The sequence below is a fragment of the Aminobacter sp. AP02 genome, from assembly GCF_003148805.1.
Classification (GTDB): domain Bacteria; phylum Pseudomonadota; class Alphaproteobacteria; order Rhizobiales; family Rhizobiaceae; genus Aminobacter.
In genome coordinates, this window is sequence record NZ_QGGX01000013.1 from 60,203 (window position 1) to 82,745 (window position 22,543).

Genomic DNA, 22,543 nt, shown 5'->3' on the forward strand with positions numbered 1-22,543 from the left:
CTGGCGAGGCTCAAGAAGCGGCTAAAGGACTGACATGGCAACGCTCACTTCAAAACTGATCGTGCAGTTGCTCGATCGGGCGTCTGGGCCGGCGAAGGGCATCAGCGCAGCCATTGCCGGCATCAACGGGCAGGTCGGCCGCTTCAATCGCGGCCAGGCAGCCGCCATCGCTCCTATGCGCGGGTTTGCTGGCGGCCTCGTTGCAATGACCGCCGGTTACGTGGGCGTCACGCAGGGGATCAGGGCCACCGCCGGCGCGGCGATGTCCTTCGAAGACGCCATGGCGGACGTGCGCAAGGTCGTCGATGTCAACGACGAGCAGTTCCAGAACATGAGCCGATCTGTGATCGGCCTTTCGAAAGACCTGCCTGTCACGGCCGATGGCATTGCCTCGATCTACGCCGCCGCTGCGCAATCCGGCGTTGCGACGCAGGAACTTGAGGGCTTTTCCGATGGCGTTGTGAAGGTCTCGACCGCTTGGGAAACGGCGGTCGATACCACGGGCGAAAGCTTGGCCAAGATTAAGACCGCGCTCGGGCGCGATCTGAAAGGCACCTTCCTTCTCGCGGACGCGATCAACGAGGTGTCGAACGTCTCGGCGGCGTCCGCGCCAGACATGCTCGAATTCACCAATCGCGTGGCAGCCTTCGCCGAAACGGCAGGCTTCGCCGCCGAGGATGCCATTGCATTCGGCGGCGCCATGGTCGGCTCCGGCTTCGAGCCCGAGGTCGCGGCGACATCGTTCCGCAACCTGACCCGGGCATTGACCAAGGGGACGCAGGCCACCAAATCGCAGCGCACCGCCTTTAAGGCCCTCGGCCTCGACGCGGTGAAGACTGCCAAGGGGATGCAGAAAAATGCGGTCGGCACGACGCTCGATGTTCTCGATCGCATCAAAAAGCTGCCGGAATATCAGCAGATCAGCATCGCCACGGCGCTATTCGGAGACGAGGCGCGCGGCCTGGCGCCGCTGTTCAAGAATGCGGACGAGCTCCGTCGCCTGCTCAAGCTCACCGGCGACGCCGCGAATTATTCGGGGTCGGCATTTAAGGAATACATCGCGAGGGCGAACACGACATCGAACGTCCTCACCATCTTGAAGAACAAAGTCGCTGATGTCTTTCGAGGCATGGGCGACAACATGCTGCCGGATATTAAGGAAGCCGCTCTCGGGGTCGGCGATGTCCTCGATACGCTCGGCGAGCGCGCCTCCATCTTCGACAGGTTCTCGACCGCCATGCAAGGCTTTACGCAGGGCCTTGGTTTCGATGGCGGCGTGCGCGAGACGGTCAGCGCAATCGGTGACTTGCTTTTCGGTAAGGCAGACGGCAGCGGCGCTGGCGATCAGCTTGGCCGCATCTTTGCTCAGTTCCGCGAAGGCGGCGCGGCGATCAAGGAATTTTGGGACGCGAACAAGGAAAGCCCGGTTGCCAAGTTCCTCGGCGAGGTCTCGGGCCAAGGTTTCAGCTTGTTCGTGGCGTCCACCGGCATAGTCATGCTGGCCGGCGCAGTCGCCAAACTCGGTCGGGCCCTGCTCATAGTCTCCGGTGCGAGGGCTGCGCTTGGCATCGTCACGGCCTTGGCGAAGGCGGGGAAATGGACGCTATGGGGTACGCCTGAAGCCGTTGCCGAAGCCAGCGGCGGGAAACCGACAGGACCCAAGACAACGGCACCGAAAGGCGGTGGGTTTGCGAGCAAGCTGCGCGCCGGTCTGCGGGGCGGCATCGCTGGCGCAATCGCCACGGTAGTCGGCGAATACGCGATCAACAGTGGTTTCCGCGCCGCCGGTTACGATCCCGATGCGGCCAACGAGAAGTTTGGCGGCGTCGAAAACTGGTGGAATTCTATCAAGCAGCAAAAGCGGTTTTTCCTTGGCGCGGCGGCTGACGAACGGTTCAGCGCGAAGGATCATTTCCGCATATCGAAGGGCGGCGCAGACGCGCCGCAGGTCGATGTTGCGGCGGCGCTTCGGGAAACCGTTGTTCAGACGAAGCCGACCGGCGTCCAGCAGGTGCAGGTCACCAATCCGCAAAAGGTCGCCGCGCCTATCAACGTTACCGTCTATGCGACAACCAACGCCTCGGCCGCCGACATCGGTGCCGCTGTCGGCAGCCGCGTAAAGGCGTTGGTCGAGGGGATGTTCAGCGACGGGGGTGACGGGGGTATATGATGGTCCCGTCATACATGGGGCGAGAGGCTGCGCCGGTGCACTGCGTTGCCTGCAATGCGCTCGTCGGCGTTCGCGCGCCTAGTGCCGGTGTCACGCCCGCGTTCGTCTGCCAATGTGGCCAGTCGGTTTCTGACGACCACGCCCTTTACGCCTGCGTGCGTGTGGAAATGGCCCAACTCGCGGCGACCTTAGGTCGGCTGCTGAACATGCTCATCGCCGGCGACGAGGCGCGGCGAGATCAACTGGCCCGGCATGCCGATGCCATGCACCTCGAAATCGAGGGCGGGCCTGCGGTCGGAGCACTCGTAGCGTCGATGATGATGAGCACATGAGCCCACCCGCCAGCCGTACTCCAACACAACCACACGAGGTCAGATCATGAGCATCCACGCACTCGCAAATCAGGTCTTTGCGAACAACAACCCCGAGGGCGCCGAGGAAGTCGGCTCATTCACCCTCAAGGTGAATGGACGTACCTTTAAGCGTCCGAACGGAGATGAGGTCTTCGTCGCGACCCGCATCAAGTCGGAAGACAGCGTCGAGTTGGTCACGTCCGAGGACGAGTGATCTGCGCTGCGAAAGCTCCTACCGCAAGCGGCGTCGATACGCCGCTCGCTACGGCAGGGCCGAGGGGCCTCCCCGGCTTAGGTACCTTTCTAGGGGCAGCAATCAGGGGCCATGGCTAGGCGGCCCCGGAATTGCACGTTTTTCGAGTTTTCAAAAACCCACTTTCGTTTTCGTTTCGAGACGCCTCAAACCCAAGGAAATGAAGGATTGTTGATCATATGAACGCTGCCACACCTGCCGCCGGAACCGTATCGACAGAAGGGCTTGCCCGTCTCCTGATGCTTTCCACTGATCGCGTCCGTCAGCTTGTCAGGGCCGGGCATATTCCTAGGGCCGGCCATGGGCGCTACAGCCTTATCGGCGCCTGCCAAGGCTACTTCCGTTTTCTCAAGGATAAAGGACGAAACGCCGGCCGCGAGGCGGCAGACGGCCGCCTGCGCGATGCGAAAGCCGAGGCGATCCAGCGTCGGATGGATCGCGAAGACGCCTATCTTGTCGACCTGCGCGAGGCGCTTGGGGTGTTCGACGAGATGACGAGCGAGATGCTGAAATTCGCAGACACGTTGCCACCGCTCATCGCCAAGCAGCCTGCCGAGCGTACCCGCGTCAAGGCAATCGTTGATGCTGATGCCAGGCGCCTCCGGCGGAGCTTCGCCCGTATCCGCCACGGCCTTGCGACCGGCCAGAGCGACACGCAAGAGGATGGTGACGAATGAGCGTCTTTCGAACCAACGAGAAGGTCCTTGCCGAGGTCCGATGCTCTGAGTTGACTTCCCCCACGACCGCCTTGAACTGGTCCCTGACGCGATCCTGCGTCGTTTCAGCAGCAAAACAGAGCATAGCATGACCATTCATATGCATACCCGCGCCCGCCGCCCATCCGTCCGCGAGTGGACTGATGAAATGAAGGTCTTCCTGATGGGCGAGGCCCTCAATGGGGCCGATACCGACCTTTCCAACCCTGCCGCCGTCATTGCTGCGCTCCGGGCCGCCAAGTTCAATCAGCCGTCGATCGAACACCTGGCGGCCCGCGCCGCAGGCGAGGCGCGCCGCCAGGCAAGCTGATCGGCACGCTTTTACTTTCAAGGGCAGGCCTGCGCGCCCATATTCATTTCACCGACTTGCTTTGTCCAATGGGCCGGCCATAATCGATGTATCAGCTTCCCCTGACGCCGGATGTACGCGCAGGGTGAGGCCACAAGGCCGGTCAATGACCGGCCTTGTTTCATTCTAGCCCATCAATCTGTCCGACTTTGGCTTCCGCCTACTTTGCGATGTCACCGGGCGCGATCAACACGTGAATGGAAATTCGGTAGAGCGCGCACTTTGCCCACAGCTGCTCGTTGACACCGTGATCTCGCTGTGCCGAAGTAAAGTCGGCTAGGGAAACAAATATGCTTCAGAAAAACCGGCGGAACATTCTTTTCTTTGATCTGGTGATGGCACCTCATCCAAGCGATGCACCAGCAATCGAACTCGGAACCCTCATTCCATTCCTTCAAAAGCGGTGCGATGCAGGAGAAGCAGTTGAAGTGATAGACGCCGAGCGGCGTATCATCAGGCTTTCCTCCATGAAATCTATAAAACTCGCAGGCGGTGAGCCCGCTGTCGCAATGCTTTTCTGCCTAGGAGATCACGACAAGGCGGACACAGGTGTCACGCACTTCAAAACTGGGGCAGTGCGCGTTTTCGAAAAGGAAGAGGACGAGGTCGGGGGGCTCTCTGTTCACGCAGTAATTCGCCTGACCCCGACGAAGGAGAAAGGTCACCTCTATCGCGCAGTTCTGGAGGATATTACCGGCTTCGGACGGACGCCGATCCAGTCTTTCCTACGTTCGCAATTCAAAATCATTTGTGACGATCAAGAATTCACATTTCCGCGCGACGACAAGCGACCAGTCAAGACCCGCCCAATGGTGGAACTGGCAGGGCATGCATCCGACAAGCTAAAAAACTCGCTCGAACAAGGTAAGCTGCTTCATATCGAACTCGTCGACTACACAGATGTCGATTTTGGGATGGACGAAGACAAATTTCTAAAAACTGCCAGGCGCGCTCTGAACGTTTCTGTTTCGAAGACTTTGCCGAAGGGGGAAGGTCTCAGCCTGATCGAAAAGGTTCGGCTATGGGCGAATACGAACGGCTATGCTACCATGAGGGTTCGCTGGAAAGAGGCATCTTCCAGCCGGCCGCAGAGCGCGAAGGTAGACACTGCAAAGGCGGACGCAGGCGAAGCGTTTTTCATTAAGACTGCAGAAGTGTCATTTGCCACACCTTTGCCTGATATCTGCGCAGAGTTGAGTGACGAACTGATCACAGAAATGAAGAAAGCGCTGGTCTAGCGATGTGGCGGCTTCTGGTTCCCCTGAAATATTTGAGGATTAAGCATCCAGAAAAGATCAAGTTCGATCTCTATTTTCCAATCGCGTTTGCGATTATTGCCGCGCTGCCACTTCTTTCTGAAAAGTTCCTTTTGGATGCCATGACAAGCCTCGACATTCTTGGTCGAACGAGCGACCTGTTGAGCATCTTGATTGGTTTTTTCGTCGCTTCGTTGGCGGCTGTGGCGACTTTTGGCAATGCCGAAATGGACGAGCCGATGACAGGTGATGAGCCTGTGACGTTGATTGATCGGGCAGGTAAACCCGACAGGCTCTCGCGTCGCCGTTTTCTGTCCTACCTGTTTGGTTATTTGGCGCTCGCATCAATAGTCACGTACGCGCTTGGCTTCGCATTTTTTGCGATCCAGACGTATCTCGTAGCCGAGTTTGCGCCGAAGTGGTCTACCACATCATTCGTCTTTTTCTGGATCTTCTATGCGGTCCTGTTAGGAAATATTCTATCGAACGCGCTGCTCGGACTTTTCTACCTTACCGATCGAATTCACCGTGCAAATCGCGTAGTTTCCTTCAAACCAGCGCCGAAGAGTGGAAGCGACACGAAAGCCGCTTGAATTAGTTCGCTCCAGTTTCCCCTGGCGACTGTGCCTGCGGTTCCAGCGCCCAGAGTTGCTCTTTCCACCAGTGCCGATAACTGGACTGTTCACCGCCAAAGGAGGACAGCCCATGCCGAAGACGACAATCCACCCCGCCGATCAGGCCGATCTTATCGCAATCGCCCAGGCGACGCATTTCGTCGTGCACATGCGCCGGGGCCCGGCGGACGTGTTCAAGCAGGAGGCGCCCACCCTTCCTGATGCGATCGACATCGCGGAGCAAATCCGAGCCGAGAACAAGGGCCGCGACTGCCTCGTCTATGCAATCACGCCCGAGGGCAATTCCATTCCGGTTCCGAAGGCTATGCAGCGGGTCACAGGCGCGGATGCGGCCATTCCCGATATAGGGAGGGCCATGCGCGAGCGCCGGGCTATGGCGGCCGATGGGCGAGGCAAGAAGGCGATATGCCCCACAGCGCCCCGTAGGGCCGCCGGCAAGGTCAATGACGCGGCGCCGAAGGCACGCCGCGCCGAGATCACCGAGAACGCAGCAAAGGGCATCCTGCCGCCGGTGCCTGACTTCTCTGCGCCGACCCACGCCCGCTTCCGTAAGAAGCTCACCAACATTGTCGCCCTCGCCAAGGCCGGCGACATCGAGGGCCTCAAGGCCATCGACATCAACCCGGTGTCGAGCAGCCCGAAGGCGATGATCAGATATCGCGATCTGGCTGTGGTTGCGTTGCAGGCGAGGGCGGGGGCCTGAATGAAAGGTTGCCTGTCAGCCTTTGAGCCAGGTGACCTCCGACCTCGCCGCGTTTCGTCCCAAGATCGTTTCCTTGATGGCGGGCCCGGCAAGTCCATTTTCGGCTAGTCCGCTAGCGAGGATTGTCTTGTTTTCTGCCTTTGTCCGAAATGCGCTCTCCCTGAATAAGCGGCTATAGAGTTCGTTCGAAAGTATTGTGCACATCGAAGATTTCCTTTCATTACGACGATACCGTCTGAGGATACTTCGACATGGTTGCCCGCATGTCTTTCGGCCATACCTCCGGGACCAAACAGGCCGTTCGTTGTCGTTTGGCGGGGGGTACTAATCCGAAGTGGGGGTACTATTGGGGGTATCTTTCCAATAGATGGTCAAAAATGTGACATCATTTCAGAGTGTTGCCGCTGCAGTTGAATGCCTGCCGGGGCACCATTTCACAAGTCGCTGCTGAATTTGGTGTTGAGGCCGTCTCGGCTTCTGGCCAGAAAAACTGCTCGAACAATCGTTAGTTCGCGCCTTGCAAAGGTATTTCCTCTCCGCGCCTAGCCTCGAATGGCATCGCTGGAAACGGGAGACGGCCTTATCTGCAAGCGAAGAAAGTCGAATATGGGCCAACTACGGAAACACCCGCGTAGCGCAGATTGGGCCGAAGCAAGTTCGTCCTGTGGAGGGCGGAGTTCTTCCAGCCTGTAAAAAGTTGCTGTGCGTTTTGATAGTTGTAACCAACGTTCTCCGCGCATACCACGCTGAGCCCGGCGGCCTTCGCCTGGGCCGATCGCTGGCGGAAACCATCATGGCCGAGTCTGTTTCTTGCCGCTTGGTACCGGCTATGCTGCCGCGCCAAAGCCTGCAGCGTACGATTGGAGGTTAGGGGCGCAAGGCCGCGGCTGCCCCTGTAGGCATTGATCAGCGCAAGTGTCTCTGGGCCAAAGTCGGCGGCCGTGGCGATGGCCTGTGTCATGCCTAAGCAACCGGAGACGAGAATCGCGATTGCGACTGTCCTCGAAGTGTTTGATATCCAACTCTTCATAGTGTTTGCACCAGTGTTCTTGCGGCTTGCGCAGCCCGGTGATTGGCTCCGCTTCCGCTCTCACCACCCGCCCGATCTTGCAGCAGAATTGCAGGACAAAGGGTGATCTCACAAGGTGTCCAAGTTTGGGCTTGTGCCGACGTTTCGCGGATTTCCATCTCGCGGTTCAACTCCCGCGGTTGCAGGAATTTTTGCTTAGCGTGACAGCGGCGCGAGTTTCCACGACCGAAATTCGCGCGAGCATTTGATCCAGCGCAAAAAGTCTCGCTTGGATTTGACTATCATCAATCTTGTCGGGTGCATCGCCCTTTGTTTGCACTTGATCCCAACTGTCGCTCGCCCGCGCTGTATTTTCATTCGGCGCGGGCTTTTTTTCGTCGCTCCCATGCCAATCCAATTGCGGATGTCGACCTGCAAGGTTCGCCCGACTTGGTTTTGTTTGCGCTGGCGCAAAGAGCGCCCGACAGGCCGAGATCATCTTGCCGGGTGACAGATCTGAGAAACGCTCGTGCCTGACACCAACCAAGACAGCACCTTGATCCCAATGCTGATTGCCGGACTTGTTCTTTTGGTCGTCGGGGGCATCGTGATCATGATGTTCGTCTGAAAATACGGGCAGGTGGGCTAGACTGGACGCCTTCCGCAGCAAATCATAGCCATCGCCCTGTATCTCGCAGGAAATGTGCCCTCGTCAGAAGCCTCGACTCAAAAAGAACCCGCCGTGAGGGCGGGGGGATCAATTTACACAGCGGGCCAAAGCAGTCGTCGCGTCATATGCTGCGCGATCGAACGGGATGGTTGGTGTAAGAGCCCTCGTTCACATCCGACGGGGAATGTTCGCGCCGTCCAGCCGCATGGTCAAATCACCATTCGAGTTTTTGCACCGGATATACCAATTTGTGTGGAGGGCTGCCGACCTTGCCGCATCCTCTGCGCGCCTTCCAACTTTGGTCGGCGCGCAGCGGCTTCAAGCTTCTTCTTCGACGAAGACCTCGTCGCGCTTCTTGCGTACGGCGGGAAGCAGCACCACGATCAGGACGCAGGCAGCCAATGCAAGCAGCAAGGCGCTGATCGGGCGGGTGACGAAGGTGGTGGGATCGCCGCGCGACAGGATCATGGCGCGGCGCAGGTTTTCTTCCAGCAACGGGCCGAGCACGAAGCCGAGCAATAGGGGAGCTGGCTCGCAACGCAATTTGACCAGCGCATAGCCGATGAGGCCGAAGAACGCGACGGCGTAAAGGTCGAAGACGTTGGAATTGACGCTGTAAACACCGATGGCACAGAACGCCATGATGATCGGAAACAGTACATAATAGGGCACGGTCAGAAGCTTAACCCACAGGCCGATCAGCGGCAGGTTGAGCACGATCAGCATCAGATTGCCGATCCACATCGAGGCGATGATGCCCCAGAATAGTGCCGGCTGCTCGGTCGCGACGTTGGGTCCGGGCACGATGCCCTGGATGATCATCGCGCCGATCATCAGTGCCATGACCGGATTGGCCGGGATGCCGAGCGTCAGCATCGGAATGAAAGATGTTTGCGCACCCGCATTGTTGGCCGATTCCGGCCCGGCAACGCCTGCAACCGCCCCCTTGCCGAATTCCTCCGGGTTCTTGGAAACGCGCTTCTCCACCGTATAGGAGGCGAATGCCGCAAGGATCGCGCCGCCGCCGGGCAGGATGCCAAGCGCTGAGCCGATGGCGGTGCCGCGCAGGATGGGCGCTGTCATCTCGCGGAAATCCTGGCGTGTCGGCATCAGGCCGGTAACCTTGGCCATCAGCACTTCGCGAGTCTTTTCACTTTCGAGATTGCGCAGGATCTCGGCCACGCCGAAGACGCCGACCGCAACGGCGACGAAGTTGAGCCCGTCGGCATATTCACGGATGCCAAGGGTGAAGCGCGGTGTGCCGGTATAGATGTCGGTGCCGACGAGGCCGAGCAGCAGGCCGAGAACGACCATGGCCAATGCCTTGACGATCGAGCCATGGGCAAGCGCGATCGACGAGACGAGGCCGACGACCATTAGCGAGAAATATTCTGCGGCGCCGAATTGCAGCGCAATTGCCGTCAGCGGCGGCGCGAAGATGGCGACGAGGAATGTCGAAACGGTGCCGGCGAAGAACGAGCCGATGGCCGCGATGGCGAGCGCCGCACCTGCACGGCCCTTGCGTGCCATCTGGTAGCCGTCGATGGCGGTGACAGCGGATGAGGATTCGCCCGGCATGTTGATCAGGATCGCCGTGGTCGAGCCGCCATATTGCGCGCCATAGTAAATACCGGCGAGCATGATCAACGACGAGACCGGATCGCCGATCTGGAAGGTGATTGGCAGCAGCATGGCGATGGTGGCGGTTGCGCCGATGCCGGGCAATACGCCGATAAGCGTGCCGAGCAACACGCCGATCAGGCAGAAGCCGAGGTTGGCGATGGTCGAAGCGGTCGAGAAACCGAGCGCCAGATTGTCGAAGAGTTCCATCACATCCTCCTCAGAACGGCAGCCAGGGGCCGAAGCGCTGGAACGGCAGCCCGAGCGCGTAGCTGAACACGACGACCGAAAACAGCGTAACCCCGGCAGCGAGGATGATGGCGGCCAGCGGTTTCATCCGCGTCGATGCGAAGGCGGCAATCAGGCAGGTCAAGAAGATCGACGGCACGAAGCCGAGGCCGCGCACGGTGAGGCCGAAGAAGATCGGCGCCAGCAGGATGAAGGCCATGCCGCGCCAGGCGACCGGGCCAATCGGCTCGCCTTCAACTCGTGTTGCCTGGACGATGACGACGAGGCCGAGCAGGATCAGAACGGAAGCCAGGACCAGCGGAAAATACCCCGGTCCCATGCGGAATGTTGTGCCGAGTTCGAGACCGAGCGACTGGACGGCGAAGAAAGCACCGGTGGCAACGAAGATCGCGCCGCATGCGCCGTTGGTGGGGTCGATGGAAAGCTTGTTCATGGTTTCCTCTTTGAGGTTCCATCTGGCCATGCCGGTTCATCCGCCCTGCTAAAGGCCAGGTCCTTTAGGGAGAATGCGGCAGGCCGAGGCATTGCCAATCTCCTCCCTGGACAGAGAGGGAGGTGAGCGAAGTGGAAACCGGACTTGCGGGGGTGGCCAGGCGACGCCTGTCCACCCCAAGTCCGAGGCGCTTGCGCTTAATCGGCGAACTGGCCGGCGCTCTCGATGATCGGCTTCCAGCGGGCGATTTCGCCTTCGAGCTTGGCCTTGAGTGCAGCCGGGGTGGCGTCGGCTTCGGACGACGGCGCGGTGCCGAGTTCGGCAAATCGGGCAACGACGTTGGGGTCCTTTAGGGCTGCCTGCAGCGACTTGGACAGCCGCTCGGTCACCTCGGCCGGCGTGCCCTTGGGGGCGTAGAGTCCGTGCCAGATGCCGACTTCCATGCCGTCAAGGCCACCTTCCTTGGTGGTCGGAACGTCCTTCAGCACGTCGAGGCGCGCGGGAGAGGTGACCGCATAAGCCTTGATGGTGCCGCCCTGGATCTGCTTGGTGGTGTTGGTGGTCTGGTCGCACATAATGTCGACCTGGCCGCCGAGCAGGTCGGTCATGGCTGGGCCGGTGCCCTTGTAGGGAACAGTTACCAGCGGGGTGCCGATGGCGCTCATGAACAGCATGCCGCACAGATGCGAGGCCGCACCGATGCCGGCATTGGCGACTGTCACGGTGTCCTTGTTTGCCTTGGCGTATTCGACCAGGCCCTTGAGGTCTGTCGGTGCGAGGTCCTTCTTGGCGACGATTGTCATTGGCACTTCGGTGACGAGGCCGACATATTCGAAGGCGTTCAGCGTGTCATAGGCGAGCTTGCGGTAGAGCGTGGCGCTGGTGGCCATGCCGATGTGGTGCAGCAAAAGCGTGTAGCCATCCGCATCGGCGGCGGCGACGCGGCCGGCACCGAGTGTTCCGCCGGCGCCGCCGACGTTTTCGACGATGACCTGCTGGCCGAGGTCCTTGGACATCGATTCGGCGACGAGGCGGGTGACCGTGTCGGTCGGGCCACCGGCCGAGAACGGTACGACCACGGTGATGGTGCGCTCAGGATAGGCCTGCGCGTCGGCGGCGAGCGGGAATACGGCAAGCGTTGCGGCGGCCGTCAGCGAGGCGAGCAGTCTCTTCATGAAATCCTCCCGGGATCTGTTGTGCTTCCACCCGCGCCTGGTCCCTCCCGGCGCCGGCGGTGGATGGGCAATTACGAGCAGGGGGATTGGCGCGCTTCAATGCGAGAGGAACATTACGAGCGGTCAATTTCGCCCAATCGCAACACGGATGGGTGAAAAAGGTTACATCGCGCCGTCGCCATGTGTGCATTTCCACACATGGAACAGGTGATCATGCCTCTTGGGCGTCACTGTCACCCAGGCGGTTTTTGCCGAGGCCGTAGCGCTGCATCTTTTCGTAAAGCGTCTTGCGCGAGATTCCGAGCTGTTCATAGACCGGCTTGAGACTGCCGCCATGGGCAAGAAGAGCTGCCGAGATGGCATTTTTCTCGAAGTCGGCGACTCGGTCGGCAAGGCGATCACCGCTGCCATCTGGCTCGGCTGTCCCGTCGGGCAATTGCAGGCCAAGGCCGAGCACGAAGCGGTCGGCGGCGTTGCGCAGTTCGCGCACGTTGCCGGGCCAGTCGCGGCGGGCAATTTCAGCAATTGCCAGGGGCGGCACCTCGACGTCCTCGCGCCTATAACGGGTTGCGGCCTCGCGGGCCAACTGGAGGAAGAGTAGGGGCACGTCCTCGCGCCTGCCCGAAAGGGCCGGCATGCGCAAGGTAACGACATTGAGGCGATAGAGCAGGTCGGCGCGGAAGCGGCCGGCCGCAACTTCGGCGTCGAGATCGACCTTGCTGGTAGCCACGAAGCGCACGTCGAGCGCGATCGGTTCGTTGGAGCCCAGGCGGGTGATCACGCGTTCCTGGATCACGCGCAGGAGCTTGACCTGCAGGTCCGCCGGCATCGAACCGATCTCGTCGAGCAGCACCGTGCCGCCGCGCGCATGCTCGAACTTGCCGTAGCGTGACCTGAGCGCGCCCGGAAAGGCGCCAGCCTCATGGCCGAACAGCTCGCTTTCGATCAGCGTTTCAGGCAGGGCGGCACAGTTGATCGCAACGAAGGGTTTTGTCGCGCGGCTGCTGATATCGTGCAGGGCGCGCGCGGCGACCTCCTTACCCGTGCCCGTGTCGCCAATGATCAGAACATCGGCGTCGGTCGCGGCGACAGCGCGCAGCTTGTAGCGCAGGTCGACCATTGCCTGGCTGCGGCCGGGCAGGCGTGCTTCGATGTCGTCACGCTTGCCAGCGACGGCGCGCAGCTCGCGGTTTTCCAGCACCAGGTTGCGGCGGTCCGTGGCGCGCGCCGCCATCTCGGTGAGATGTTGGGTAACGAAGGGTTTTTCGACAAAATCATAGGCGCCTTCGCGCATCGCGCGAACGGCGAGCTGCACATCGCCGTGACCGGTGACAAGGATCACCGGAATGTCGGCGTCGATCTCGCGGATCCGGCTCATCAGCGTCATGCCGTCCATGCCGGGCATGCGCACATCGGTGATGACCACGCCGTTGAAACCTTGCGTGACAAAGTCGAGCGCGCGTTCGGCTGACGAAAAATCTTCGACCGTGAAGCCGGCAAGATCGAGCGACTGGGCGGTTGAGCGCCTGAGTTCGTCCTCGTCGTCAACCAGAAGAACGATGGGCGGCTTCATTCCGCAGCCTCACGGACGGCCGCACGCGCCGCGTCTAGCTCGATGGTGAACAAGGCGCCACCTTCTTGGTGATTCAAAATGCAAAGACTCCCACCGAAGTCCTTGACGATATTATAGGAAATCGAAAGACCAAGGCCTAGCCCCTTGCCGACGCCCTTGGTTGAGAAGAACGGATCGAAGATGCGTTCGGCAATCGCTGCCGGCACACCTGGGCCGTGATCGCGAATCGAGATGGTCACTTTCGAGCCTTTGCGCCGTGCGCTGAGTTCGATGCTCCGGTCGGCAAGACCGTCGACGGCATCGGCAGCGTTGGTGACGATATTGACCAGCACCTGCTGCAGCCGCACTGAACCCGCCTTGACTGCGAGTGGCGTCGGACCAAGGTCGACAACCAACACAGCATCTGCCGCCTTGAGGCGCCCTGCCACAATTTCTTCGGTGTCGCGCACAACCTCTTCAAGTGATACCGGCCCGAGCTTCTGGTTGGGCTTGCGGGCAAAGTTCCTGAGGTGCCGGCTGATCGACGCCATCCGATCCGCGAGTTTGGAAATGCGGGCGACATTGTCGCGCGCTTCGTCGATGCGGGCACGGTCGATCAGGGTCGCGGCGTTCTCGGCATAGGTCTTCACGGCTGCCAGCGGCTGATTGAATTCGTGCGAAAGTGCCGCCGACATCTGACCAAGGGCTGCGAGCTTGCCGGCCTGGATAAGGTCTGCCTGCGTCCGGCGGAGCTGCTGTTCGGTGGCGCGGCGTTCGCCAACTTCGGTCTCCAGCCGGCTGTTGACCTGTGCCAGATCGGCGGTGCGCTCCTCAACCCTACGCTCAAGCTCGACTTGCGCGCTTTGCTGCATCTGCATGCGCTCGGTGAGGCGGGCGCGGCGCTGCAGGATGATCGCGCCGCCGAGACCGGCAAGGCCGAGCGCGAGCAGGGCGGAGATGACAGCCGCCAGTGCTTGCGTATGCGCCGAAGCCGTGTCGGCGAGCACGCGAACCGTCCAGCGCGCCTCAGGCATCTGTTCGGCGAGTTCGAGAAACTCCCGCGACTTGCCATCTTCGGTGATGCGCAGCAGCGAATTGCCTTCATTGGTGACGCTTCGCGCAACCGGCAGCTCTCGCAGCATAGCGTCAGCGTAACGGCGAGAGGCTTCGGTACGGGCAAGGCGTTCGTCGGTCAGCGGGCGGAGGCTGGCGTAGAGCCAGCTTGGCCGGCCACTCATGAAGATGATGCCTTCGGGGTCGGTGACGATGATTTCTTGATCGCCGCCTTTCCACGACGCCTCGATGGCGTCGATGTCGACCTTGAAGACAACGACGCCACGAATTTCCATGCCGATGCGGATCGGCGAGGAAAAATAATAGCCACGCTTAAGCGACGTGGTGCCGAGCGCAAAGAAGCGCCCTTGATTGCCACGAATGGCATCCTGGTAATAGGGCCGGTAAGAGAAGTTTTCGCCAACAAAGCTGATCGGCTGGTCGTGATTGGAGGCCGCGATCGTCTCTCCGCCGGGGACTAGCACGTAGATGTCAGAAGACTTCAATAGCGCATTGATTTCCTTAAGATAATCGTTGGCACTTGCCCGTAGTGACGGATTGTCCGGGTCGCTGACCAGCTCCTTGATATCGTCATGGTCGGCGATCAGTTCGGGCAATGGCTCGAAGCGGTTCATCTGGCCGGAGAGTGCGGCGACGGCGAGCCGCAGTGTGGTTTGGCCGCGCGATGCCGCCTCGTCGAGGTAGATCCGGTTGGCGAGAGCGCCACCGAAGAACACGATGGCCGCAGCCAGGGTCGCCACAGCGAGACCCGGCCACAGCCAACGGCGTCCTCCAAGAAATTGTGGCATCGATGCGCCCGAACCTGATTGATACTGCCGAGTATAGCGGTCGGTTGCGTTCAAACAACCAAGGCCCGGAACTCCGCTGGACGTCTTAGGTGCCGGCTAAGGCGGCGCTATTCCGCAGCTTCCGCCTCTGCCTTGCCTGCCGCATCCTGGCAGATGTCGCACCATTCGGCATTGACCAGCGTTGCCATGCGCTCGACCCCGATCCTGACTGCCGCATTGGTGGCACCGGCAGCCGGCACAACCTCGTCATAAGCGCGGAGCGATACGTCGCAATAGATCGGCAGCGGTGTCGCCAGGCCGAAGGGACAGACACCGCCCACCGGATGGCCGGTGATCTCGGCGACCTGCTCGACATCAAGCATGCGTGGCTTGCCGCCGAACGCATCGCGGGATTTGCGGTTGTCGATGCGGGCGTCACCACGGGCAACGACCAGCAGGACGCGATCGCCGACGCGCAGGCAGATGGTCTTGGCGATCTGGGCGGGCTCGACCCCATGGGCCTCGGCCGCAAGTGTGACCGTCGCCGAGCTAGTTGGCGTCTCGATGACTTCGATGTCGGGGGCATGCTCGGCGAAGAAGGCTTTGACGGACTGCAGGCTCATGTTCGTTTCCAACACTTATCATCGCAAATTCGGCCCTGACTTCAGCCGTTGTGGTTGTGCTGTCAAGTTCAGATGCTTGGCAAGGCGCCATCTGGCGAGCCGCCGATCATCCTGGTCAGTTCGGCGGCGGCAGCGCGAACGATTGGCCCGATTTCGGCTAGGCGTTCGGGTGTCACGCGTACAGTAGGTCCGGAAACCGAAACGCCGCCAATGGGTTCGCCGAATTCGTTGAACACTGCCGCTGCCACGCAGCGCATGCCGGGATAACGTTCTTCATCGTCCACCGACCAGCCGCGCGCGCGGATCTGGTCGAGGTCGCGGGCAAGGGCCGCCGGTTCTGAAAGCGTGCGTTCGGTATAAGCATCAAGGCCAGCCTTGCGAACGATCGCGTTGACGCGCTCGCGATCGAGATGAGCAAGCACTGCCTTGCCGATGCCCGACGCATGGAAGGGGCTGCGCGTGCCTGGTCGGAAGAAGGCGCGAATAGCCTGGTGCGTCTCGACCTGGCTGACGAAGACCACGCAGTCGTCTTCGGCGACGCCGAGATTGGCGGTTTCGCCGGTCTTTTCCATCAGCTCCTGCATGACGGTGCGGGCGCGGTCGACGAGCTTGCGCCGGCGCAGGAAGGCGGCACCCATGCGATAGGTCTCGACCCCGATCGACCAAAGCTGGCCGTCGCTTTCGAACTCGACCATGCCGTGGTTCTGCAGCGTGGTCAGCATGCGGTAGGCGGTCGCCGCGGCAAGGTCCGATGCCGCTGAAATCTCGCTCAGCGAAAGCCCATCGCTGTGGGCGACGATGGCAAGGATGCGCAGCGCCCGATCAAGCGACTGCACCGATCCGGCCTCGGGCGCCGGCTGGAATGCTCGCGGTCTTCCGCGTTGGCGCTTTTCGGTCGTTGCCATGCCAGGCTCCAATATTCGTTTAAAAAACTTTTTCACTCGTTTTGCGGCGTGACGCAACGAAAAATGAAAACACACGATAAATCAACGTGAAAGGTGCCAATCTAAATAATGAAAAAATATTTTGAAAAAATTGCAAAAACCCGAGCACGGTGAGACGATCAGCCAACATTCAGTTTTGATCGTTGGAGGTAAGTCCATGGCAAGGATGCGTGCTGTCGATGCAGCGGTCCTCGTTCTCGAAAAGGAAGGCATTTCCTGCGCCTTCGGTGTGCCGGGTGCGGCCATCAACCCGTTTTACTCGGCGCTGAAGGCACGCGGTTCGATCCGCCACATCCTTGCACGTCACGTCGAGGCTGCATCGCATATGGCCGAAGGTTACACCCGCACCGCGGCCGGCCATATCGGCCTGTGCATCGGTACCTCCGGGCCGGCCGGCACCGACATGATCACGGGGCTTTACTCGGCCTCGGCTGACTCGATCCCGATCCTGTGCATCACCGGCCAGGCGCCGCGTGCCCGGCTGAACAAGGAAGATTTTCAGGCCGTCGACATCGCCGCGATCGCTGCTCCCGTCGCCAAATGGGCAGTCACAGTGATGGAGCCGTATCTGGTGCCCATGGCCCTGCAGAAGGCTTTCCATCTGATGCGCACCGGCAGGCCGGGGCCGGTGCTGATCGATCTGCCAGTCGACGTCCAACTCGCCGAGATCGAATTCGACATAGATACCTATGAACCGATGGTCGTCCAGAAGCCCGCGATGACGCGTGCGCAGGCCGAAAAGGCGCTATCGATGCTCAATGAGGCGGAGAGGCCGCTGATCGTCGCCGGCGGCGGCATCATCAATGCCGATGCGTCCGATCTCCTAATCGAATTCGCGGAAATATCGGGCATTCCAGTGGTTCCGACACTGATGGGCTGGGGCTCTATTCCTGATGATCATCGTCTGATGGCCGGCATGTGCGGCCTGCAGACATCGCATCGCTATGGCAACGCAACGATGCTGGCATCCGACTTCGTGCTCGGCATCGGCAATCGCTGGGCCAATCGCCACACCGGTTCGGTGGACAAATACACCGCCGGCCGCAAGTTCATCCACATTGACATCGAGCCGACCCAGATCGGCCGTGTCTTTTCGCCTGACCTTGGCGTGACTTCTGATGCCGGCGCGGCCTTGAAGATGCTGCTCGACGTCGCCACCGAGTGGAAGACGGCGGGCAGGCTGCGCGATTGGTCCGGATGGGCCAAGGAGTGCCAGACGCGCAAGAAGACCATGAAGCGCAAGACCCATTTCGAGCAGGTGCCGCTCAAGCCGCAGCGCGTCTATGAGGAGATGAACAAGGCTTTTGGCCGCGACACCACCTATGTCACCACCATCGGCCTGTCGCAGATTGCCGGAGCGCAGTTCCTGCACGTCTACAAGCCGCGCAACTGGATCAATTGCGGCCAGGCCGGACCGCTCGGCTGGACGCTCCCGGCAGCGCTTGGTGTTCGTGCCGCCGATCCGAACCGCGACATCGTCGCCTTGTCTGGCGACTACGATTTCCAGTTCATGATCGAGGAACTGGCCGTCGGCGCCCAGCACAAGCTGCCCTACCTCCATGTCGTCGTGAACAACGCCTATCTCGGCCTCATCCGCCAGGCGCAGCGCGGCTTTGCGATGGATTTCGAGGTCAGCCTGTCGTTCGAAAACATCAACCGGTCAGGTGACCCCGAGGCGGGCTACGGCGTCGATCACGTCGCGGTCGCTGAGGCCATGGGCTGCAAGGCCGTTCGGGTGCGGAAGCCGGAAGAATTCGCCGCAGCCTTCAAGCAGGCCAAGCAACTCATGAAGGAACACCAGGTTCCTGTCGTCCTCGAGTTTATCCTCGAACGCGTCACAAATATCTCCATGGGCGTCGAGATCGACAATGTCGTCGAGTTCGAGGAACTCGCCGAAAGCAACGAAGACGCGCCGACCGCAATCATGCTGCTCGACTGATTCACTGGGAAGAAGCCAATGCCGAAGTTTTCAGCCAACCTGTCGATGCTCTTTGGCGAGCATGACTTTCTCGACCGCTTCGATGCCGCCGCTCGTGCCGGTTTCAAGGGTGTCGAATACATCGCGCCTTACGACCACGCCCCCGATGTCGTGGCGGCCCGCCTCAAGAAGAACGGCCTCACCCAGGCATTGTTCAATCTGCCGCCGGGTGATTGGGCGGCGGGCGAACGTGGCATCGCGGTGCTCCCCGACCGCATCCACGAGTTCCGCCAGGGCGTGGCCAAGGCGATCACCTATGCGCATGCGCTTGGTTGCGAACAGGTCAATTGCCTGGCCGGAATCGCCCCGGCAGGCAACGCCCGCGACGTACTGGAGAACGTCTTCGTCGAGAATCTCGCCTTCGCGGCGGAAAAGCTCAAGACAGCAGGAATCCGCCTCCTGATCGAGCCTATCAACACCAGGGACATTCCGGGCTTCTTCCTGATCAACACCAGGCAGGCGCTCGGAATCATCGAAAGGGTCGGTTCGGACAATCTCTATCTGCAGTACGACATCTATCACATGCAGATCATGGAGGGCGATCTCGCCCGCACCATCGAGGCCAACCTCGACCGCATCGCGCATGTGCAGCTGGCTGACAACCCAGGACGTCACGAGCCGGGCACCGGCGAGATCAACTACCCGTTCCTCTACGAACACCTCGACCGCATCGGCTACGCCGGGTGGGTCGGTGCCGAATACAAACCCAAGGCCGGCACGGTCGAAGGTCTGGGCTGGTTCACCGGCTTCGCAAACAAGGGCAGCGCTGCAGCCTGAACGGGATTTGAAGGACAGGAAAATGGAAAAGATTGGATTTGTCGGTCTCGGCATCATGGGCGCGCCGATGGCTGGCCACCTGCTCGCCGCCGGATACGAGGTTGTCGCCAGCGACCATCGCGGCGCGCTGCCTGCCGAGCTTGTTGCCAGGGGGCTGAAATCTGTCACCGGTCATCAGGCATTGGCCAGGACGTCCGACATCATCATACTGATGGTGCCCGACACATCGGAGGTTGCGGATGTCCTGTTTGGCGAAAACGGTGTGGCATCAGGCCTTTCCGAGGGAAAGCTTGTCGTAGACATGAGCTCGATTTCGCCGATCGAGACGAAAGAATTCGCCAAGAAGATCAATCAGCTCGGCTGTGATTATCTCGACGCGCCGGTCTCCGGCGGCGAGGTCGGTGCCAAGGCGGCGTCGCTGACCATTATGGTCGGCGGCGAAGAAAAGCCGTTCGAACGTGCTCGTCCGGTGTTCGAGAAAATGGGCAAGAACATCACGCTCGTCGGCCCCAATGGCGTCGGCCAGACCACGAAGGTTGCCAACCAGATCGTCGTGGCATTGACCATAGAGGCGGTTGCCGAAGCGCTGGTGTTTGCCTCCAAGGCAGGTGCGGATCCGGCAAAAGTGCGACAGGCGCTGATGGGCGGCCTGGCTGCCTCGCGCATCCTCGAGGTTCATGGCGAGCGTATGTACAGGCGCACCTTCGCCCCGGGCTTCCGCATCGAACTGCACCAGAAGGATCTCAACCTGGCGCTGCAGGGCGCCAAGGCGCTCGGCGTCTCGCTGCCCAACACCTCGATGACTCAGGAACTGTTCAACTCCTGCACCGCCAATGGAGGGGCGAAGGAAGATCATTCGGCGCTGGTGCGCGCGCTTGAGCGCATGGCCAATTTCGAGGTCGGCACGGAAGCCGGTGAGGTCAAGAACGAAGCAGCATAGGCAGGGAGGTTGCGGCCTAACGTTCCCAAGCCGCGCCTTTCCAAGCCGTCGAAGAGCGGGTTCCGGCCATGGTTGCGGGAACCCGCTCAGGGTTTGCGTGCCGTCAAAAGTCGCCTATTTCGCGCCGAGCGTCTTCCAGGTCGCTCCAGAATCGCTGCTGACCACGATCACCAGTTCTCCGGTGACAGCCACCAGCCGTTCGGGTGACTTGGCGTTCGCGGCAAGATGCAGGATATAGCCCGCACCGTCGGGGCCTTGCCCGATCGTTTCGAAGTTGGGGGTGGTTTCAGTTGCCTTGAGCAGGCCGCGGCCGGGCACGAAGGCATAGATCGTGCCGTCGGCGGTCAGTTCGACTGTTGTGACTGGAACGTCGGCGATCAGCACGTCCCAGCTCTTGGCACCGTCACGGCTGATCATCAGTCCGGTTTCAGTCGCAGCATAAACGACAGAAGGATCGGCCGGAGATACGGTCAGGTCGATAAGCTTGGGTGGAGCTTCGCCGGCGATTGTCCACGTTGCGCCTCCATCACTGCTAGTCTGGATGCTGCCATACGCACCATAAAAGACATTCGGATTCGAAGGGCTGACGGCCAGCTGGTGGAAATCGACCGGTCCATTTGCGCCAGGCGAAATCTGAGTCCAGCTTTTTCCCGCGTCGTTTGACTTGATGAAGCCGAGATTGCCGCCACCTTTTGGATGGCCGCTGGCAAACAGGATGGCAGCGTCGGTCGGATGCGGACTGAAACCCATGAAATCGTCGCGGCTGTCTGAAATTTCGCTCACGCTGCCGTCGGCTGCCGCGCGCATCAGGCCATGATGCGTGGCGATCAGAATGTTGGCCGGCTCGGCACGGTCGAATGCGAGCCCGTGAACATGGGTGCGCCCCGCGAGGTCAGCGACAGTGTTTGCTTGCGCGCGGGCCGGCGCGGCAATGGCGAGCGCGAAGGCGAGCGAGGACAATGGAATGAATTTGAGGCGGTGTGCCATTGACGTAACTCCGTTTGGCCGACAGGCTACGGCTTCCGCCAAGTGGAAGGTCAAGGGCTGCTTGAGAAGAAACCACGCTGCGGTGTAGCGCTGCGCTTTCAGCAGCAAGCCGCAGCGCCGACACCCTCAAATCCGGACTTGCGTCAGCGCAAGAATTTCCTCGCCGCATAAAGCGACACGGCGGCGGCATTGGACACGTTCAGCGAATGAATCGCGCCCGGCATATCCAGCCGTGCTAGTGCGTTCACCGTCTCGCGCGTCTTCTGGCGAAGGCCCTTGCCCTCGGCACCGAGCACCAGAGCCACCTTGTCGCCCGCAAACGTCTTTTCAAGTTCCGCCGGACCTTCCGAATCAAGCCCGATCGTCTGGAAGCCCGTCTCGTGTAGCACGCCGAGCGCGTCGGCGAGATTGCGGACTTCGATCATGTCGATGTGTTCGAGCGCGCCGGAAGCCGATTTGGCCAGTACGCCACTTTCATGCGGGCTGTGGCGCTGGGTTGTGATCAATGCGCCGGCGCCGAATGCCACCGCCGAGCGGATGATCGCTCCGACATTGTGCGGGTCGGTCACCTGGTCGAGCACCAGAATCAGCGGCGAATCACCGAGCGCCGACAGCGCCTTGGCCTTCAGCGGTTCGGCCTCGACCAGAACGCCCTGGTGAACGGCGTCTGTGCCGGTGATCTTGTCGATGTCTTTGGGCTCGACCATTTCGGCGGCGAAGGGCAGGGCGCTTAGGTCGGCGATTTCCAGCCGCTCCTGTGCATTGCGGGTCACCCACATATGACGAATCTTGCGCCGCGGATTGTCGAGCGCCGCCCGCACCGTATGCAGGCCATAAAGCCGCACCAGTCCGTCGGGAGCGTTCTCGCCGGGCGGCAATGGCCGCTTGGGCCTGAAGGCAGGCGCGCCGCCGCTTTTTTGGTCGCGGAAAGTGCGCCTGAGCTTGGCGTAGTGGCTATCCTTGGGTGTTCCGGGCTTTTTTGTATCGTTCATGCGCCTGCTATAACGTCAGCTCCCGGCTTTGGATACGGCCCGTTATCAGGCGCTTCGAATAATCCGCATGAAAACGCACCCTGTCCGGTTGACAGGCCAAATCCTTGTCGCCATAAGCCCACCCAGATTTCGGGGCAGGGCGCTTCGCTTCGCACCGGGATCTGGAAATGCCTCGTTGCATGGCTCCGGCAAAGCAGTTGGAGGAGTGCCCGAGTGGTTAAAGGGGACGGACTGTAAATCCGTTAGCTCAGCTTACGTTGGTTCGAATCCAACCTCCTCCACCACTGCCGGCCCGGAAGCCATTAGACGCATGCATCG

General features: G+C 60.7%; 22 protein-coding genes and 1 tRNA gene. 12 read left to right on the forward strand and 11 right to left on the reverse strand.

Going from position 1 to position 22,543, the window contains the following annotated elements; translation table 11 throughout:
• Positions 1-34: 34 nt before the first annotated feature.
• The 8 genes from C8K44_RS17360 to C8K44_RS17390 all read left to right on the forward strand — a co-directional run bounded on the left by C8K44_RS17360 (position 35) and on the right by C8K44_RS17390 (position 6,435).
• The gene (locus C8K44_RS17360; protein WP_109577067.1) at positions 35-2,170 is read left to right on the forward strand and encodes a phage tail tape measure protein; all 2,136 of its coding nucleotides are present in this window, start codon (positions 35-37) and stop codon (positions 2,168-2,170) included.
• A complete protein-coding gene (locus C8K44_RS17365) occupies positions 2,170-2,502 on the forward strand; it encodes a hypothetical protein (protein ID WP_146203955.1) in 333 nt (110 codons plus the stop codon). The genes C8K44_RS17360 and C8K44_RS17365 overlap by 1 nt, the downstream gene beginning before the upstream one ends.
• Positions 2,503-2,548: 46 nt before the next feature.
• Positions 2,549-2,737 carry a hypothetical protein gene (locus tag C8K44_RS17370; RefSeq protein WP_109577069.1) on the forward strand — a complete coding sequence of 63 codons (189 nt, stop codon included), beginning with the start codon at positions 2,549-2,551 and terminating at the stop codon, positions 2,735-2,737.
• 218 nt (positions 2,738-2,955) lie between these two features.
• Positions 2,956-3,453 carry a hypothetical protein gene (locus tag C8K44_RS17375; RefSeq protein WP_109577070.1) on the forward strand — a complete coding sequence of 166 codons (498 nt, stop codon included), beginning with the start codon at positions 2,956-2,958 and terminating at the stop codon, positions 3,451-3,453.
• A 187-nt stretch (positions 3,454-3,640) separates the two neighbouring features.
• The gene (locus C8K44_RS27535; protein ID WP_158282748.1) at positions 3,641-3,802 is read left to right on the forward strand and encodes a hypothetical protein; all 162 of its coding nucleotides are present in this window, start codon (positions 3,641-3,643) and stop codon (positions 3,800-3,802) included.
• A gap of 329 nt (positions 3,803-4,131) precedes the next feature.
• A complete protein-coding gene (locus C8K44_RS17380) occupies positions 4,132-5,079 on the forward strand; it encodes a hypothetical protein (RefSeq protein WP_146203956.1) in 948 nt (315 codons plus the stop codon).
• A gap of 2 nt (positions 5,080-5,081) precedes the next feature.
• Complete coding sequence (locus tag C8K44_RS17385; protein ID WP_109577072.1) at positions 5,082-5,690, forward strand: hypothetical protein; 609 nt, start codon at positions 5,082-5,084, stop codon at positions 5,688-5,690.
• Between the two features lie 112 nt (positions 5,691-5,802).
• Positions 5,803-6,435, forward strand: coding sequence for a hypothetical protein (locus C8K44_RS17390; protein ID WP_109577073.1), 633 nt, complete (start codon positions 5,803-5,805; stop codon positions 6,433-6,435).
• Positions 6,436-7,015: 580 nt separating this feature from the next.
• Here the strand turns inward: C8K44_RS17390 and C8K44_RS17400 are convergent.
• From C8K44_RS17400 to bhcR, 9 genes are all read right to left on the reverse strand, one after another.
• Positions 7,016-7,465 carry a CAP domain-containing protein gene (locus C8K44_RS17400; RefSeq protein ID WP_109577075.1) on the reverse strand — a complete coding sequence of 150 codons (450 nt, stop codon included), beginning with the start codon at positions 7,463-7,465 and terminating at the stop codon, positions 7,016-7,018.
• A gap of 166 nt (positions 7,466-7,631) precedes the next feature.
• Positions 7,632-8,114, reverse strand: a complete 483-nt coding sequence (locus C8K44_RS27540) for a hypothetical protein (protein WP_158282749.1) — start codon at positions 8,112-8,114, stop codon at positions 7,632-7,634.
• Between the two features lie 318 nt (positions 8,115-8,432).
• Entirely contained in the window at positions 8,433-9,944 is a 1,512-nt protein-coding gene (locus tag C8K44_RS17410) for a tripartite tricarboxylate transporter permease (protein ID WP_109577076.1), read from the reverse strand.
• Positions 9,945-9,954: 10 nt separating this feature from the next.
• Positions 9,955-10,416 carry a tripartite tricarboxylate transporter TctB family protein gene (locus C8K44_RS17415; RefSeq protein ID WP_109577153.1) on the reverse strand — a complete coding sequence of 154 codons (462 nt, stop codon included), beginning with the start codon at positions 10,414-10,416 and terminating at the stop codon, positions 9,955-9,957.
• Between the two features lie 197 nt (positions 10,417-10,613).
• Positions 10,614-11,591: a tripartite tricarboxylate transporter substrate-binding protein gene (locus C8K44_RS17420; RefSeq protein WP_109577077.1), complete on the reverse strand. Its 978-nt coding sequence runs from the start codon at positions 11,589-11,591 to the stop codon at positions 10,614-10,616.
• 211 nt (positions 11,592-11,802) lie between these two features.
• Positions 11,803-13,164: a sigma-54 dependent transcriptional regulator gene (locus tag C8K44_RS17425; protein WP_109577078.1), complete on the reverse strand. Its 1,362-nt coding sequence runs from the start codon at positions 13,162-13,164 to the stop codon at positions 11,803-11,805.
• Positions 13,161-15,005: a sensor histidine kinase gene (locus C8K44_RS17430; protein ID WP_109577079.1), complete on the reverse strand. Its 1,845-nt coding sequence runs from the start codon at positions 15,003-15,005 to the stop codon at positions 13,161-13,163. Before C8K44_RS17430 ends, C8K44_RS17425 begins: the two co-directional genes overlap by 4 nt.
• Before the next feature lie 107 nt (positions 15,006-15,112).
• A complete protein-coding gene (locus C8K44_RS17435) occupies positions 15,113-15,607 on the reverse strand; it encodes a YbaK/EbsC family protein (RefSeq protein WP_109577080.1) in 495 nt (164 codons plus the stop codon).
• A gap of 68 nt (positions 15,608-15,675) precedes the next feature.
• Positions 15,676-16,512 (reverse strand): HTH-type transcriptional regulator BhcR, encoded by an 837-nt coding sequence (bhcR, locus tag C8K44_RS17440; RefSeq protein WP_109577081.1) that lies wholly within the window; start codon positions 16,510-16,512, stop codon positions 15,676-15,678.
• 196 nt (positions 16,513-16,708) lie between these two features.
• Between bhcR and gcl the strand changes: the two genes are divergently transcribed.
• From gcl to C8K44_RS17455, 3 genes are read left to right on the forward strand one after another with little or no spacing between them, the layout of a single operon-like run.
• Positions 16,709-18,490 (forward strand): glyoxylate carboligase, encoded by a 1,782-nt coding sequence (gcl, locus tag C8K44_RS17445; RefSeq protein WP_109577082.1) that lies wholly within the window; start codon positions 16,709-16,711, stop codon positions 18,488-18,490.
• Between the two features lie 18 nt (positions 18,491-18,508).
• On the forward strand, positions 18,509-19,306 hold the full coding sequence (gene otnI, locus C8K44_RS17450) for a 2-oxo-tetronate isomerase (protein ID WP_109577083.1): 798 nt from the start codon (positions 18,509-18,511) through the stop codon (positions 19,304-19,306).
• A gap of 22 nt (positions 19,307-19,328) precedes the next feature.
• On the forward strand, positions 19,329-20,246 hold the full coding sequence (locus C8K44_RS17455) for a 2-hydroxy-3-oxopropionate reductase (protein ID WP_109577084.1): 918 nt from the start codon (positions 19,329-19,331) through the stop codon (positions 20,244-20,246).
• A 114-nt stretch (positions 20,247-20,360) separates the two neighbouring features.
• Here the strand turns inward: C8K44_RS17455 and C8K44_RS17460 are convergent, their stop codons facing one another.
• On the reverse strand, positions 20,361-21,233 hold the full coding sequence (locus C8K44_RS17460) for a F510_1955 family glycosylhydrolase (protein ID WP_109577085.1): 873 nt from the start codon (positions 21,231-21,233) through the stop codon (positions 20,361-20,363).
• A gap of 143 nt (positions 21,234-21,376) precedes the next feature.
• Positions 21,377-22,225 (reverse strand): 23S rRNA (guanosine(2251)-2'-O)-methyltransferase RlmB, encoded by an 849-nt coding sequence (gene rlmB / locus C8K44_RS17465; protein WP_109577086.1) that lies wholly within the window; start codon positions 22,223-22,225, stop codon positions 21,377-21,379.
• A gap of 199 nt (positions 22,226-22,424) precedes the next feature.
• Between rlmB and C8K44_RS17470 the strand changes: the two genes are divergently transcribed.
• Positions 22,425-22,509: transfer RNA gene (locus tag C8K44_RS17470), tRNA-Tyr, on the forward strand.
• The last annotated feature ends 34 nt before the right edge of the window (positions 22,510-22,543 follow it).

Bases quoted from the DNA above. Each gene is read 5' to 3' on its own strand.
- C8K44_RS17360 (WP_109577067.1), top strand. From the start codon at position 35: ATGGCAACGCTCACTTCAAAACTGATCGTGCAGTTGCTCGATCGGGCG.
- C8K44_RS17365 (WP_146203955.1), top strand. From the start codon at position 2,170: ATGGTCCCGTCATACATGGGGCGAGAGGCTGCGCCGGTGCACTGCGTT.
- C8K44_RS17370 (WP_109577069.1), top strand. From the start codon at position 2,549: ATGAGCATCCACGCACTCGCAAATCAGGTCTTTGCGAACAACAACCCC.
- C8K44_RS17375 (WP_109577070.1), top strand. From the start codon at position 2,956: ATGAACGCTGCCACACCTGCCGCCGGAACCGTATCGACAGAAGGGCTT.
- C8K44_RS27535 (WP_158282748.1), top strand. From the start codon at position 3,641: ATGAAGGTCTTCCTGATGGGCGAGGCCCTCAATGGGGCCGATACCGAC.
- C8K44_RS17380 (WP_146203956.1), top strand. From the start codon at position 4,132: ATGCTTCAGAAAAACCGGCGGAACATTCTTTTCTTTGATCTGGTGATG.
- C8K44_RS17385 (WP_109577072.1), top strand. From the start codon at position 5,082: ATGTGGCGGCTTCTGGTTCCCCTGAAATATTTGAGGATTAAGCATCCA.
- C8K44_RS17390 (WP_109577073.1), top strand. From the start codon at position 5,803: ATGCCGAAGACGACAATCCACCCCGCCGATCAGGCCGATCTTATCGCA.
- C8K44_RS17400 (WP_109577075.1), bottom strand. From the start codon at position 7,465: ATGAAGAGTTGGATATCAAACACTTCGAGGACAGTCGCAATCGCGATT.
- C8K44_RS17410 (WP_109577076.1), bottom strand. From the start codon at position 9,944: ATGGAACTCTTCGACAATCTGGCGCTCGGTTTCTCGACCGCTTCGACC.
- C8K44_RS17415 (WP_109577153.1), bottom strand. From the start codon at position 10,416: ATGAACAAGCTTTCCATCGACCCCACCAACGGCGCATGCGGCGCGATC.
- C8K44_RS17420 (WP_109577077.1), bottom strand. From the start codon at position 11,591: ATGAAGAGACTGCTCGCCTCGCTGACGGCCGCCGCAACGCTTGCCGTA.
- C8K44_RS17425 (WP_109577078.1), bottom strand. From the start codon at position 13,164: ATGAAGCCGCCCATCGTTCTTCTGGTTGACGACGAGGACGAACTCAGG.
- C8K44_RS17430 (WP_109577079.1), bottom strand. From the start codon at position 15,005: ATGCCACAATTTCTTGGAGGACGCCGTTGGCTGTGGCCGGGTCTCGCT.
- C8K44_RS17435 (WP_109577080.1), bottom strand. From the start codon at position 15,607: ATGAGCCTGCAGTCCGTCAAAGCCTTCTTCGCCGAGCATGCCCCCGAC.
- bhcR (WP_109577081.1), bottom strand. From the start codon at position 16,512: ATGGCAACGACCGAAAAGCGCCAACGCGGAAGACCGCGAGCATTCCAG.
- gcl (WP_109577082.1), top strand. From the start codon at position 16,709: ATGGCAAGGATGCGTGCTGTCGATGCAGCGGTCCTCGTTCTCGAAAAG.
- otnI (WP_109577083.1), top strand. From the start codon at position 18,509: ATGCCGAAGTTTTCAGCCAACCTGTCGATGCTCTTTGGCGAGCATGAC.
- C8K44_RS17455 (WP_109577084.1), top strand. From the start codon at position 19,329: ATGGAAAAGATTGGATTTGTCGGTCTCGGCATCATGGGCGCGCCGATG.
- C8K44_RS17460 (WP_109577085.1), bottom strand. From the start codon at position 21,233: ATGGCACACCGCCTCAAATTCATTCCATTGTCCTCGCTCGCCTTCGCG.
- rlmB (WP_109577086.1), bottom strand. From the start codon at position 22,225: ATGAACGATACAAAAAAGCCCGGAACACCCAAGGATAGCCACTACGCC.